General features: G+C 44.9%; 14 protein-coding genes. 12 read left to right on the forward strand and 2 right to left on the reverse strand.

The features are described from left to right. Positions 1 to 11: 11 nt before the first annotated feature. The 6 genes from ACY1JZ_RS08435 (at position 12) to folE (ending at position 3,904) form a co-directional block, all read left to right on the forward strand. Entirely contained in the window at positions 12 to 434 is a 423-nt protein-coding gene (locus ACY1JZ_RS08435) for a GNAT family N-acetyltransferase (protein WP_270165320.1), read from the forward strand. 229 nt (positions 435 to 663) lie between these two features. Beyond that, a complete protein-coding gene (locus ACY1JZ_RS08440; protein WP_270165318.1) occupies positions 664 to 1,218 on the forward strand; it encodes a DUF402 domain-containing protein in 555 nt (184 codons plus the stop codon). A 1-nt stretch (position 1,219) separates the two neighbouring features. Beyond that, on the forward strand, positions 1,220 to 1,756 hold the full coding sequence (gene lepB / locus ACY1JZ_RS08445) for a signal peptidase I (protein WP_462628843.1): 537 nt from the start codon (positions 1,220 to 1,222) through the stop codon (positions 1,754 to 1,756). Between the two features lie 24 nt (positions 1,757 to 1,780). Then, on the forward strand, positions 1,781 to 2,977 hold the full coding sequence (queG, locus tag ACY1JZ_RS08450; RefSeq protein ID WP_462628844.1) for a tRNA epoxyqueuosine(34) reductase QueG: 1,197 nt from the start codon (positions 1,781 to 1,783) through the stop codon (positions 2,975 to 2,977). Positions 2,978 to 3,068: 91 nt separating this feature from the next. Continuing rightward, the gene (locus ACY1JZ_RS08455; RefSeq protein ID WP_270165313.1) at positions 3,069 to 3,284 is read left to right on the forward strand and encodes a YneF family protein; all 216 of its coding nucleotides are present in this window, start codon (positions 3,069 to 3,071) and stop codon (positions 3,282 to 3,284) included. A gap of 26 nt (positions 3,285 to 3,310) precedes the next feature. Continuing rightward, positions 3,311 to 3,904: a GTP cyclohydrolase I FolE gene (gene folE, locus ACY1JZ_RS08460; RefSeq protein WP_270165311.1), complete on the forward strand. Its 594-nt coding sequence runs from the start codon at positions 3,311 to 3,313 to the stop codon at positions 3,902 to 3,904. 130 nt (positions 3,905 to 4,034) lie between these two features. Here the strand turns inward: folE and ACY1JZ_RS08465 are convergent, their stop codons facing one another. Both ACY1JZ_RS08465 and ACY1JZ_RS08470 read right to left on the reverse strand, forming a co-directional pair. Continuing rightward, positions 4,035 to 5,126, reverse strand: coding sequence for a Fe-Mn family superoxide dismutase (locus tag ACY1JZ_RS08465; protein ID WP_270165309.1), 1,092 nt, complete (start codon positions 5,124 to 5,126; stop codon positions 4,035 to 4,037). Positions 5,127 to 5,221: 95 nt separating this feature from the next. Continuing rightward, positions 5,222 to 6,271, reverse strand: coding sequence for an alpha/beta hydrolase (locus ACY1JZ_RS08470; RefSeq protein WP_270165307.1), 1,050 nt, complete (start codon positions 6,269 to 6,271; stop codon positions 5,222 to 5,224). Between the two features lie 701 nt (positions 6,272 to 6,972). Between ACY1JZ_RS08470 and ACY1JZ_RS08475 the strand changes: the two genes are divergently transcribed. The 6 genes from ACY1JZ_RS08475 (at position 6,973) to ACY1JZ_RS08500 (ending at position 14,467) form a co-directional block, all read left to right on the forward strand. Beyond that, positions 6,973 to 7,203, forward strand: a complete 231-nt coding sequence (locus tag ACY1JZ_RS08475; protein WP_462628845.1) for a lichenicidin A2 family type 2 lantibiotic — start codon at positions 6,973 to 6,975, stop codon at positions 7,201 to 7,203. Between the two features lie 12 nt (positions 7,204 to 7,215). Then, positions 7,216 to 7,404, forward strand: a complete 189-nt coding sequence (locus tag ACY1JZ_RS08480; protein ID WP_462628846.1) for a lichenicidin A2 family type 2 lantibiotic — start codon at positions 7,216 to 7,218, stop codon at positions 7,402 to 7,404. Positions 7,405 to 7,470: 66 nt separating this feature from the next. Further along, on the forward strand, positions 7,471 to 10,527 hold the full coding sequence (locus ACY1JZ_RS08485; RefSeq protein ID WP_462628847.1) for a type 2 lanthipeptide synthetase LanM family protein: 3,057 nt from the start codon (positions 7,471 to 7,473) through the stop codon (positions 10,525 to 10,527). Between the two features lie 13 nt (positions 10,528 to 10,540). Further along, a complete protein-coding gene (locus ACY1JZ_RS08490) occupies positions 10,541 to 11,254 on the forward strand; it encodes a flavodoxin family protein (protein WP_462628848.1) in 714 nt (237 codons plus the stop codon). After that, positions 11,241 to 12,326: a M50 family metallopeptidase gene (locus ACY1JZ_RS08495; protein ID WP_462628849.1), complete on the forward strand. Its 1,086-nt coding sequence runs from the start codon at positions 11,241 to 11,243 to the stop codon at positions 12,324 to 12,326. The genes ACY1JZ_RS08490 and ACY1JZ_RS08495 overlap by 14 nt, the downstream gene beginning before the upstream one ends. Further along, complete coding sequence (locus tag ACY1JZ_RS08500) at positions 12,323 to 14,467, forward strand: peptidase domain-containing ABC transporter (protein ID WP_462628850.1); 2,145 nt, start codon at positions 12,323 to 12,325, stop codon at positions 14,465 to 14,467. Before ACY1JZ_RS08495 ends, ACY1JZ_RS08500 begins: the two co-directional genes overlap by 4 nt. Positions 14,468 to 14,629: the final 162 nt, after the last annotated feature.

The following is a 14,629-nucleotide window of genomic DNA, read 5'->3' on the forward strand; positions in this document are numbered from 1 at the left end:
GGGATCTTATGATGCACGTTCGTTCTTTTCAACTATCCGATTATCGGCCAGTCACCCAGTTGCTTGAGTCTGTACTTACTGAGGAATGTTACGAACAAACGATGGAGGCCTTTGCCAGACAATTGTCCTGGGACAGCGAGCTTGTACTCGTAGCCAGCATGAATGATCAGATTGTCGGCATGATTATTGGCACAATTGACAATAATAAGGGCTATTACTACCGTGTTGCGGTACATCGGGAATACCAGCGTCAAGGGATTGGCAAGGAATTGATCGCGGGTCTGCGCCAGCGCTTTGCACAGCGCAACGTGACCAAGATCATGATTACGGCGGACGAGCATAACGAGCCGATTTTGTCTTGGTATGAGTCGATGGGCTTTGCCGCGAAGGATTTTTTGCGTTCCATTCAAAAGCTAAGCATCGTTGCAGGCTAATCAGGCTTGTACAAGCTCAACGGGCAGAGTTGCCTTGGCTGCGGCTAAGCTGCTAACAAGCTGCTGAGCGGATACGAATGCGGTGCGAAGATGAAGCTTCTTTCTAACATGAAACGGGTGGCGCTCACGGATCTAGCACAGCGCCAGCCGTTTCTCCTTCTTTTGGAGCAGCCCTTCGTGCAGGCATAGCCATCTGCGCTTGTAATCGAAATCGAACTAGGAGCCTCATATGGATATGACCTATCAGCCGTGTATTATAAAAAGCTTCAAGCATGACGGCCATCTGCATCGGATGTGGCTCCAAAATTGGCTGGTGCCTCCATCCCGACTAGATGCGGCACATGTCTCTGAATCCATGATTGTGCTCATTAATCAGCAGACGCCGATCCAGGAGTCGGATCGTAAGGTGTGGGTAAGCAAGGTGCCAGCGGTCTCCTTCTTTATTCCGGGGCAATGGTTCAATGTGGTTGCGCTCATCGAGGACGCTGGCATCCGCTATTATTGCAATGTCGCCTCTCCGCCCTATCTGTATGAAGGGGTGCTGACGTATATTGACTATGATCTGGATGTCATCCGCACCTGGGATGGCTCGATGCATGTCGTCGATCGTGAGGAGTACGAAGCACATAAGCTCCTGTACCATTATCCAGGCATCGTGCAGGATAAGGTATCTGAAGGCCTGTCACGCCTGATTGGAAGGGTACGGGGGCAGAAAGCGCCATTTCAGGATGAGCTGGTGTATCGTTATTTTGATGAATGGAAAAACAGGGAAGAAGAGGGATAGTATGAGTCGTCCACCCTGGGCAAAGGAACTGCTGGACTGGTTGAAAACATTTGCGATTGCACTGGTGATTGTATTTTTACTTCATACCTTCGTATTCAATCTGTCCACAGTCAAGGGACAATCGATGGAGCCTACGCTTCAGGATGCCGAGTGGTTGTTTGTGAACAAAGTGGTCTACCTTCTTGGTTCGCCTGAGCGGGGGGATGTCGTCATTGTCGAAGACCCGGAGCATGAATTGAAAAAGTCTGAATTTTTGGTCAAACGGGTGATCGCTGTGCCTGGCGACAGGATTGAAATTCGCGGCAAGCGGCTGTACTTGAATGGCGAGCAGCTCGTGGAGCCGTACACAGACCTGGATATTGAGGACAACGATTATGGCCCGTTAACGGTGGAGCCGGGGAGCTACTTCATTATGGGCGATAATCGGCATGCCGGAGCGAGCCGGGACAGCCGTGCGTTTGGCACCGTGCCGGAGGGCATGATCAAGGGCCGCGCAGATTTCATATTATGGCCGATCACGGATATGAAGCGGCTCTAGGCCGGTACAGATAAGGAGGACAAGATGGACGTGGATACAGCAAGGGATAGTCGGTTTTATGCCGAACTGAAGCGTGAGCTGCTTGCGGCGCTGCCGGAGTTGGGCATTGACAAACTGGGTATTGCTTCCTGTGAACCGTTCGTTGCGCTCAAGGATCGGTTGCTGCGCCATCGGGAGCTGGGCTACGAGTCAGGCTTCGAGGAGCCGGATCTGGATAAGCGTACCGATCCGTCCTTGTTGTTCGACAGGCCGCAATCTATGATCTCGATTGCGATCGCCTATCCTTCCAAGCTGAGCAATGCACCCAAGTCAGAGCCGGGAGCACGGCGTGGGATATTAGCGCGGGCCTCGTGGGGCGAGGATTACCATAAGGTGCTGCGCGACCGGATGGAACGGCTGGAGCGCTGGCTGCGCGAGCGTGTGCCAGAGGTGCGCACCGAGAACATGGTCGATACGGGGGCGCTATCCGACAGGGCCGTCGCGGAGCGTGCCGGCATCGGCTGGAGCGCCAAAAATTGCTGCATTATTACCCCGGAATTCGGTTCCTGGGTCTATCTGGGAGAGATGCTGACGAATCTGCCGCTGCCGCCGGATACTCCGATAACGGATCAGTGCGGTAGTTGTACCAAATGTATCGATGCTTGTCCAACAGGGGCGTTAGTAGGTCCCGGGCAGCTCAACAGCAGCTTGTGCATTTCATTTATTACCCAAACCAAAGGCTTTGTGGAAGAACAGGTCATGCGCAAGATCGGCAATCGTCTCTACGGCTGCGATACCTGTCAGATTGTCTGCCCGGTGAACAAGGGCAAAAATTGGACGCATCAGCCTGAGCTCCAGCCTGATCCAGAGGTCGTCAAGCCGCTGCTTGTCCCGCTCCTCACGATTGGCAATAAGGAGTTCAAGCATCAGTATGGACACACCTCCTCCGCATGGCGGGGCAAAAAGCCGATCCAGCGCAATGCGGTGATCGCCCTCGGCAATTTCCGCGAGGAGAGCGCTGTACCGGATCTGATTAGCGTGCTGCTGCAAGATCCAAGGCCTGTGCTGCGAGGTACAGCGGGCTGGGCGCTCGGACGAATCGGAACCCCAGAGGCGCTAAGGGCGCTTGAGCAGGCCGCGGGCAGGGAGATGGATGAAGAGGCGCTGGCAATGATTCGCCGCGCACTGCAGCAGGATAACAGTGCACCAGAGGATGCTGCGCAGGGGGAGGGGCACGCCTGATTGTCATTATTATGGGCATGCAACTGGAAACTACCTGCCGATGCATGGTATGATAAGGTGCATTCATTATAGACGGAGGTTGATTTCACGCATGTTTTGGAATATTGCAATTCCGATTGTAACGCTCATATTGGGCCTTGTAGGCGGCTTCTTCATCGGTGTCTTCTATCTCCGCAAGCAATTGGAGAAGATGCAGAGCGATCCGGAGATGCTGCAGAAGATGGCCAAGCAGATGGGATATAATATGAACAAGCAGCAGATGCAGCGTGCCCAGCAAATGATGAAAAATCAACAGCGCCGCAAATAGTGTCTGCTCATTAGGAGGTCACGAAGTTGGCTGGTAAGAAAGATTATCTTAATTCCAATGTTGCCGCTAACCGGGACAAGCTGGAATATCATGTGAAAGAGATTTTGAAGCTGGTTGGCGAGGATGTCGAACGCGAAGGGCTGCTGGAAACACCTGCCCGCGTGACCCGAATGTATGAGGAAATCTTCGCGGGCTATGACGTTGATCCGCGCGAGGTGCTCGGTGTAACCTTTGATGAGCAGCATGAGGAGCTTGTCATCGTCAAGGACATTGTCTACTATAGCCAATGCGAGCACCACATGGCGCCGTTCTTCGGCAAGGCTCATATCGGTTATATCCCGAGCGGCAAGATTGCGGGTCTGAGCAAGCTGGCGCGCCTGGTGGATGCGATCACCCGACGGCTGCAGGTGCAAGAGCGCATTACGTCTCAGCTCGCTGATATTATGGAGGAGGTACTCCATCCGCACGGCGTGATGGTCGTCGTGGAGGGGGAGCATCTGTGCATGTGTTCACGCGGTGTGAAGAAGTCAGGCAGCATGACGATTACGTCGGCGGTACGTGGCGAATTCCGCACGAACGCTGCGCTGCGCTCTGAATTCATGTCGCTGCTGAAGCAATAAGACGAGAGAGAGTAGGGCAATCGCCCGCGTAACAAGGCTGCTTCTGCCGGCGCTGTGCTGGCTGTGAAGCAGCCTTGTTGTTCGTTGCCGCTGTCGTAGCTGTATAAGTGCTAAATTCTGTACAGTGTCCTTAGTAGGGCGTCCACCGCAGTTGACTGGCTTGCAGAAACCTCTCGTTAACATACGGCCAGTTGACCACATTCCACCAGTCCTTAATGTAGTCGGCTCGTTTGCTCTGATGCTTGAGAAAGTAGGCATGCTCCCACACATCCAGCGGCAGCAGCGGAATGACATCCCACTGGGACAGATTCTGATGCTTCTCTGCCTGGAGTATTTCCAGACGGTGGCTGCGCGGACTCCAGACAAGGATGGTCCACCCGCCGCCCTCGACCTTCTCTGCAGCTTGGCTGAATTGCTTCTTGAACCCTTCATAGCTGCCAAAATCCCGAATGATCTGCTCACCGATCGCTCCCGTAGCAGCTCCGCCGCCTTGGGGCGACATCGTCTCCCAGAACAGGGTATGCAGATAATGCCCGGCCCCGTTAAATGCAAGCTCCCGCTCCCAATGCTTGACCAGATCAAAATTCCCTGTCTTGCGTGCCTTCTCCAGCTCCTTCTCTGCCTTGTTCAGGTTCGTGACATAATTTTGATGGAGAATATCATGATGGATACGCATCGTCTCTTCATCAATATAAGGCTCCAGCGCATTGTAGGCGTAGGGAAGAGGGGGCAGTGTATGTCCGCCGATCGGAACGGCATCGGCACCAGGCGCAATGTCGGTTCGCCAGTCATCGAGCAGGAGCTTCCCGCTGTCTAATTTCTGGAGGTACCGATAAGATGTATCGCTAATATGCCGGAGAAGGGCTACTGCCACAGGGGAATAACGGTTCGCTGCGCTCTGTTGAAGGATGGCATCCAGATGCAAGGCAAATTGTCGTGTCTGAGCCATCGAGGCGTGAACCAGCTCTTGAATCCGTTCCAGAGACTCGGCTGGCAACGGTTGGGTGTGCTGTGCCTGAGACAACTGGCTGAGCCACTGTGCAGCTCCCTGCTCGGTTGCCGTGAATACATGCTGCCATTCCTGCATCAACTGGTTATATTCCGGCTCTAGGCCATCCGTAGCCTGCCTGATAAGATCGGTATGTCCAGCCTCCTCGGTCTTCCAACGTACAATTTCCTCCAGCCAGCGCAACGGCATCTGCTTTCCATAAATATATAGCACGACTTACGCTCCCTTCTGATCGTATAGCATCTTTACAGATGTATTCGGTATCATCGAAGCCTATGTCGTGCTATTGGAAATTTAATCCTGTATGATCAGCCAGGTTGCTGGGTTGAACGGGCAGCTTCCGATTCGACCTGGCTGAGAAAAACTGCTGCCCGCTGAATATATTCCTTCGGATGCGCCCGATATAACAGCTCATGCTGCCCTTCCTGCACAATCCAGGAGCGAGATAACGGATTGCGCTGCGCGCCGAATATCTGCTCTGCGACAGCTACTGGAGCTTTGGAATCTGCTGTGCCATGAATCATATAGATCGGAATCGAGTAAGCATTCTGCTTGACCTGTGCGGCTGGTATCGCATCGAGACTCGTGTTGGTCCACAGCGGCAGCAGCTTGTTGATCAGCGCCAGGGAGGGGTAGCGTGGCAGGTCAATGATCTGCTGAACATTATAGAACAATGTGTCTGGATCAGGCAGGAAGGTGCTGTCCAGAATCATCGCATCGATCTGGTTAGTCTGCAGTGCTGTCTGTAGCGCTGTCCCGGCCCCCATCGAGAAGCCCCAGACGACAACCTCTTGGGCGCCCGCACTGCGTGCATATTGAATAGCTGCCAGTAGCTGCTGGGATTCCTCCTGCCCTCCTGTAGCAGGGGACTTGTGAGCAGCGGAGGCGTAGCCGTAATCGAACATAAGCACGTTATACTTCAAGCGATGCAGCAGCTCGGCCAGCTCATACATCGGCACCCAGGTTTCCTCCCGGTTCGCACCGTAGCCATGGCTGAAAATAACGGTCTTTGCGGAAGCGTCCGCAGCAGGAATATACCAGCCATCGACAGTCGTCTTGCCGCTGGCACTGCTGAACTGCACATCATGATAAGGTAAATTTTTGGCAAGCATCGGATTGGAGGTGAGCGGAGCCACATATGGATAGGCCAGCATCCAGGCGACATACCCGTGAAAGGCAACCAGCGCAAACAGTATAAATACGACAAAAGACGACACGACGGCTATGGCGATGTGCCTAGTGCGCGCCAGCTCAGAGGCAGGCTCAGGCCGCCTTCCCGGATGAGGCTGCAGCACCGGCTGGGGAACCGGGGAGAAGCCTCCATCCAGCGGCACAGGGGACAGAATCGTGGTGTTCATGCAGATCCCTCCTGGCTGAAGATGAGATGTAGCGCGGAGTGCTACAGGACAAGCAATGGGGCGATGGAACTTGTCTATGAAAACGGTTTATTATTGCTGTTGATTTCATCGTATGACTTTTGTCCCATGGTGTCAATCGATGTAGACGTAATGTTAATCAGTTGTAATCTGCTTGTAAAATAAGGGCGAAATAAGGTCGGAATTGGCGAGCATCGTGCCATTTGAGGAGCTGTGCTGCTGAACGCACATAGGATGACTGAACGTAAATCGCATTGAGGAGAAGAGGGGGCAGGAGACTGGTGAGCCGATGGCATAGGGGGTTGTGGTTCGGGTCGGCGGCGCCTTGCGCAGCTCGCTGGACTGGATGCGATCCGTCTCTATGGATTGGGCGAATAGAGCATGATAGATGCTCTTAACGTAGTGGAAGGCTACGCCAAAGACATAGATCAGAAAACCCCAGAACAGTCCGGCTAGGCACTGAGAAAGTAGAAGTATGAATGAAAAATAGAGGATTTTTTGGGCGAAGTTCCTATTAGTTCTTGACAAGTACTGGATCAGATATGCTATCATTCTATATGAGCTTGTTGAAAAATATTTCATTAAATATCATTTTTTTTAAAAAAAAGAAATAAATGGTCAATATGGAATTTAAATTTTTAGGTATTTTTCAACAAGCAAAAAAATAAAGGGAGATGATAGTTGTGACTGAAAAAGAGATTCAATTAATGAATGCAAGCTGTGGTACAGGGCTACGGTCGCTTTCGGTAGAGGAAATGGAGAACATTTATGGTGCCTCAGACATAAGCCCTCAATGGACACCTGCCATATCCATCATTTCCAATAGTATCATCCGCAGCAGCAAAGTTTGCATTAGTGCGATTGGCAGTGCAATCAGCGGAATTGTATCGAACAACAAAAATTGTCTTGGATAGGAAGTGAAAGCGATGGAGAAGAATAACTCACCAGTTGGACAGAGCTTGAAGCGAATGACACCTGAGGAAATGAATCATATTTACGGCGGCGGTGACGGGAGCATTAAGCCTATGTCAACCCTCCTCTGTAGTGCGGGCATTTCATTTATAGCTTCATATTTGGGGTCAGCTGCACTTAAGTGTGGAAAAGATAACAAGTAAATGATAAGCGAGAGAGCGATAATCATTATTTATCGCTCTTTCAAATATTCCTCTGGAGTTGAGTTAATGAGCAGAATAAAAGAGATCTATAAATCCCTTACAATTGCTGAACGTTATGAGATGCTGGCTGGAACTAATCTCGTTGAGGACCACCATGCAGTACATATTTGGCGTAATGATATGAGTATCATCTCTAATGAAACATTTGAGACCATGCTAAATATTAATAATTATAGAAAAGACATTTTTTCAAATGCAGTACGTTACTATCCCTTGCAAGAACATATCCCGCAATTTGAAGAAATGGCGTTAAGTTCGGAGTGGTATGAATTTTTTGATGCGTCCTTACGATGTCTGAATGATGAAGCAAATGAAGAGGGGTTTCAAGATAATACAATGGAATACATAATACGGAATTTTAGCTTGTATTCCGAAAAAACAATAGTTCAGTATATCAAGGAAATGAATTTATATGCTTATATTCATGATGTAGCTGTAAAAAGTTTGATGCAACAGCTAACTCGACAGTTGATGGAGATTGCTAATAAGTGCTTGGTGCTGGAACTGAATCTGCAAAGAGAGAATGGTGAGCTTGTAGGGGAGAATTCTGAGGAGCGCTTCATTTATTTTGTTCGAACATTCAGAAATGTCGCAAAAATAGAGCAATTCTACAACAAATATGTAGTGTTAGCTCGTTTGCTATCGACATGTTCGCTATATTACATTGAATATATAAAAAAAATGATCCATAGGATCGTACAAGATCAGACAGAACTAAAAAAATATTTTGAAATAGATTCATTCATTGTTCAGAACATTACGACTGGTGAGGGAGATACACACCAGAAGGGCAATACAGTATCATTGCTTACATTTATAAATGGTACCAAGATAATTTACAAACCTAAAAGTATGGAAATTGATATCGCTTATAATAATTTGTTATCCTGGCTCAACACACATAGTCAACTGTTGGATAACGGTCAGGTCAAGACATTAGTCTACCAAGAATATGGCTACCAACAATTCATAGAATACAAGCCCTGTGAGAGTTGGGATCAGGTAGCAAATTACTACAGAAGGTTTGGACAGCTAATGGCAATTGTACAATTGCTAAATGGTACAGATATTCATATGGAAAACTTAATCTCCTATGGTGAATATCCTGTAGTCGTTGACCTGGAAACTTTGATTCAGCAACCAATGCCCATGGAGCATAGATTAGGTAAAACGATGGAAAGTGTGACGAATTCTTTGTTTCACCATGTCACCAGAACGCTGTTTTTACCTACGAATGGGGTAAAGCTAGCAGATCCAATTCAAGTTGATCTGAGTGCTCTGAACGGACGAGAACAGAAAATGCAACAAAAAGTGCTGCAGCCAGTTAATGCAGGCACAGACCAGATGAAATATGACTTCGCAGATTATGAAATTAAGGCATCCAATAATATTCCATTCATGAAGAATGAAGAAGTCACTATTGATTATAAAAACTACAAAGACACTATAATTCAAGGCTATAGGGATGTGTATAACGTATTTTTAGAATACAAAGAAGAATTAGTGCATGATAATGGAGTACTGAAGCCATTTAATGGAGTTCGGGTTCGTTGCCTGTTTAGAGATACCAACACGTATGCGAATATTATTGCCCATATGCAGCACCCTGAGATGTTAACAGATATGTTGGACCGCGAGAAGGCGATAGAAAATATGTGGGCCTACCCTTTCTCCGATAAGCAGTTGATACAATCTGAAGCTCGGGATATGTTGGTCAATGATATTCCTATCTTTTTTAATTCGACAGATACGCCTCATATATTGGATAGCTCTTATAGAGAAATTTCTAATTTCTATCGCACAGACTCCTATCATTATTTACGTGACACGCTATATAGGCTTGATACGCAGGAGTTGGAGAAGCAAGTAACGATCATCAAGCTGCATTTTGGAGATTTTTCTTCTTCTCAGAGATTAGAAAACGAAAAATTGATTCAATACAAAGAAAGTATACAGGAATTACATGAAGAACCAGTGGATTGGCTGGAGGAGGCCAAGGCAATTGCCGATCAAATTATCCATCAAGCTATTAAAGATGAAAAACTAAGCTGGATTATCCCTTATAATCATTCTGGTGAATTGTGGTCTACCATTCCGATTCAACAGGATTTATATAATGGCTCAAGCGGTTTATATTTATTCCTCTTAACTTTATATCGTGAGACAGAAATTAAGCGATATAAGGAATATGCAGATATGTTGTTGGAACAGTATGAAATCAACATGAGCGCAAGTCCAGAATTGGGGTTATCGGGTTATCCTGGAATGTTGTATGCCGCTTCCATTATTAATGAGGATGGTGATCACAAATTCAAGCTTTTGAAAATCATCAACGCACATTATGAAGTTATTGAGAAGCAAAAGCTGAATGATCAATTGGAGACGGATTATGTAAATGGCATTTCAGGATTCATCAATGTACTTATCCGATTGTACTCCAAAAGAAAAGATATCAAATTTCTTGAATTGGCTATGAAATTAGCGAACCATTTGGAAAAGCAATTGGCTGTAAGCGAATGGCGACCTGGAATGGCGCATGGAGCAATGGGCTATGCCTTGACATTGCACAGACTAGGCGAAATCACACAAATTGAACACTATTTACAAAGCTCACAATCACTGCTGGTTTTTGAGAATAAGCATTATAATGAATTGGTCAACAAATTAAGTTGGTGTAATGGAATCATAGGAGATGGGATAGCAAGATTGAACTGGGAAAAAACAAGGGGTTATCCGTGTGAGAAGGATGTCATTATCACCGAAATATATAAGAGACTGCTTAGTTCTTCATTACTGGATAATGATTGTATTTGTCATGGCAACATGGGAATTGCGGAATTTTTATTGGAATATTCGTTACATTACGACGATGAATTCAGCTATCATCTCGCTCAAAGGGTCGGACAGCATGTAGTTAAACTGAAAGGGTTGAATGGGCGTTACAAACTTATGGATGCTTCGCATTTTCCAGATATCACTCTATTCACTGGGATGGCGGGTATTGGATATCAGTTTCTGAGGCTCCATAATCCATCCACTATTCCTTCAATTTTAAATATATAAGAAGGTGAGTAGCATGAAAAACGTTTTTGTTTATATCGGCTCTAGAAATATTGATTCAAGGGTATTCAAATATACGATGAAAATAGTGGAGCAGTTGAAAGTTATTCAGAGTGAAAACGTGAAAATAGAGGTTTTCACGCCGCTTAATTCTTTTTTAATGCCGTCTACCGGATGCAAGAGTTGTTTTCAAAAGGGTATCTGCCCCAATGAAGAGCTGGAGAAGGATGAAGGGGTAATAATAAAACAAACAATGGAAAACGCGGATATTATCATTTTGGCTAGTCCTGTATATTCGCATAATGTCTCCTCTGATATGAAACTGCTGATTGATCGACTTTCGTACTGGGCACATCTGTTCAAACTTGCGGGTAAGCCTGGTGTAGTCATTGCTACGGCAGAAAGTAACGGAGCCAGCTATGTCTCCGGGTATTTAGATAAAGTTCTGACATATATGGGGGTCAAGGTAGAACATAAAGTTGATTTTGTTAACTCGGAGGATGACCTAGCAGAGCATTATATTAAGGAAGCTGTTGAGGCTATTTTAAAGCTGTGTGATAGCAATTATGAGTTTAGGGCAGCCAGTAGCCAAGAGTTGACCTTTCAAACGTTGAAAATGATATTAAAAGAATATCCGAAAGATCATTTTGAGTATAAATATTGGAAAGAAAATAATTTTTTTGAATTCAATTCCTATAATGAGCTGTTGAATCGCTATGTCAAAAATTAAGTATTGGTTTAGTCAGCCCTTACCGGTGCTCCTTTTGATTCAAACCACTTTATTTGTGCTTTATCATGTCTTTGCAGATGATACGTTTATGGTCATACAACAGTGTATCTGGGTTTCGATTGTGGCGGTAACGATTCATGAACTAGGACATTTAATTGTTGGTCGCTTCATGGGAATGGAGCTCCACTTTATGTCGGCCGGATTTGTATTACTAGTACCAGCATCTCAAAAGAATAGTAACCTTCGGATTAGACTAAATCGAGCGTTACCGCTATCTTTTGGCTTGACAAGTATGTACATGAATGACTCTTCGGAAAATGAAAGAAGGATGAGGAATCGGCTTATTCCTTATGTTTTAGGCGGTATCGCTGCCAATGTTTTGGTTGTTTTACTCTGTGTGCTGTTGAAGTACATGGTCGCGGGCAAGGATTTCCTACTAGAATGGCTGAATTATTTGATTACATTCAATGCGATCCTAGGTGTGGCAAGCGCTCTTCCATTTATTAGATTTACAGATGCTTGGGCATGTCTGCAGTTGTACAAAATGAATAAGGAATCTTTATTTTCCTTTCGCGTACGCAATCTGTATTTTCATCCCGACAGAATCATTGAAGATTCGGAGCTAAGAGAATGGAAGCAGAAAGCATGTGAGATGATGTCTACTGAAAGTATATATTATTTGGGACTGTTGGAGGCAACGAATCAAGTTCGTAACAAACATGATTTGCAAGCTATTCATTCACTTCAGATTAGTGCTGATATTCTTGAAGATGGATCTCAACAGATTCCTGCTACCGTTCTCCATTTTTATAGAATTATGCTGGCTTCGGCGTGTCAACGAGAAATGAATGAGAGTGATTTTAAAATTATTTCCAGTATATCGCTAATCTATGGGAAAATCTTTTATTTACTGAGTCGTGGGGTTATGGCGTGTCAGGAAGGTGATAAGCAGCTCGGACTAGCATTATTAGAAGATGCGCTAACGAGTAAGCATGAAATGATGGATTACAATCAGGAGGATTTGATTGAGTATATTGTAGGACGGATTAAAAGTGAGATGAAATCGGTATGAAAAGTAAAAAAATTAATTTTATTCAACAAATGGAATATAGTGAATGTGGCCTTGCTTGCCTTGCCATGCTACTTAATTATTATGGTCATCATGTGGATTTGAATGAGTTAAGAGAGGAGTATCCAACTCCAAGGGGAGGGTATTCTCTCACAAATTTGATGGAGATTGCCGCTGCTAAGCATTTAGATACTGGTGCCTTTTACTGTAACAAGGAAAACCTAAGCGAAGTGGAACTTCCCGCGATTCTCCATTGGGAAGGCAAGCATTTTGTTGTATTGGAGAGAATAGGCAAGGGCTCATATGTAATCTTAGATCCTGCAAATGGACGTAGAAGGGTATCGGCCGAAGAATTATCACGTAAATATACAGGCTACTTAATGAATGGAACACCATCCGTTCTTTTCGAGCTTCGCTCTCGAAGAAAAAATCATGTCTTAAAACATTATTTGAAGAAACATTATAAATCCTTGTGTATGGTACTGTTTTTAACCCTAGTCGTGCAAGCAATTATGGTGAGTATTCCATTATTTACGAAATGGTTGGTCGATCATGTGTTACTGATCACAGACATAGATGGAATGGGCGCTTCAGGGTTAATGATTGCAGGCATGTTGACGGCTTTTTTTATTGTTACAGGAGCCAGAGGAGTATTAATTTCACTTATTCAGACTCGATTAGATCATGACATTATGCATGATTTTATGGAAACACTATTGAGTTTGCCTTACTCGTTCTTTGATAATCGGAGCAGTGGCGATATATTATTTCGGGCAAACTCCAATGTGTATATAAGAGAAATATTATCCTCTAATTTAATTGCTTTATTTGTCGATTTGATACTCATTGTCGTGTATACAATCATTATGATCAATTATTCGATTCCTTTAAGTATTGTTTTGCTTGTATCCAGTCTTCTGTTGGGTATGATGATGTACTTAAATGCCAAAATAATTAGAAAATTGGTTGATGATGCTATTCGTGACAGGGTGAAGGTGCAATCCTTATCAGCAGAGATGATCTATAATATTCTGGATGTCAAGGTACTAGGAATCGAGCAGCGGTTATTAAGTAAATGGAAGCAAAAATATGAAAAGCAATTGAAGAGTACTCAGAAAATGAATATTTGGGAATCAGTTATTCAGACTACAACGTCTGCTGTACAAGTGATCCTCCCGATTTTTATTCTATGGTTAGGTGGAATTATAGTAATAAGAGGAGAACTGTCTATTGGTACGCTGGTGGCATTTAGCTCTATTGCAGGCTCTTATATTGCACCGGTTGTATCTATTAGCAATAACTATACCCAGTTGGTATCCTTGAGAGTTTACTTCAATCGGATAATTGATGTATTACGAACAAAAGCAGAACAACCAGTAAGGGAGAAGCTAATTCAACCCAAGAAGCTTGTTGGGAAAATTGAATTTCGCAATGTATCCTTTCGCTATAACCGATTCAACAGTGAAGTTCTTCGCAATGTATCGTTCACTATCTATCCTAAGGAAAGTGTGGCGATGGTGGGATATTCTGGTTCGGGAAAGAGCACGGTTGTAAAATTGCTGCTTGGCTTGAACAAGCCTACTCAAGGGGAAATCCTCATCGATGACATTTCGATAGAACAATATGATTTAAGCAGCTTAAGGTCATTAATAGGAGCCGTTCTTCAGGAAGCACAGCTATTTAACGGGACAATTGCTGAAAACATAAAAATGAATGCTAACGTATCAGAAGAAGAAATGATATCCGCGGCACATAAAGCGCATATTTATAATGATATTATGAGCACACCACTTGGCTTTGAAACCATTGTTACTGAGTCTGGCGGCAACTTTTCTGGTGGTCAGCGGCAACGTATATTGCTTGCAAGAGCTGTAGTTTCTTCACCTGATATATTGCTGTTGGATGAAGCTACAAGCAGTTTGGATAATATTACAGAAAAGTCAATTAAAGATAGTATTTATCGACAAGAAAGCACAAAATTAATATTAGCCCATCGACTGCACACCATTAAGGATGTGGACAAAATTCTGTTTCTCCATAATGGAGAAATAGTAGAAAGCGGAAGCCATGAAGAATTAATGAACCTTAATGGGTATTATTATGAGTTATATTATAAAAAAGATATTGTTGCACAACCACATTGAAGATGACTTTATAATAATTACTATTTTTTAGATATTTCCACAATAAATACCGAATTCTTAAAGCCGATGAAGACGAGTTCGGAGCGGCGTGAACGGATACCCGAATCGCGGAATACTATCATACCAGTAAAAGCACGGTGCGAAATTTGCGAAAACGACTGG

It is taken from the genome of Paenibacillus sp. J5 (assembly GCF_054955055.1).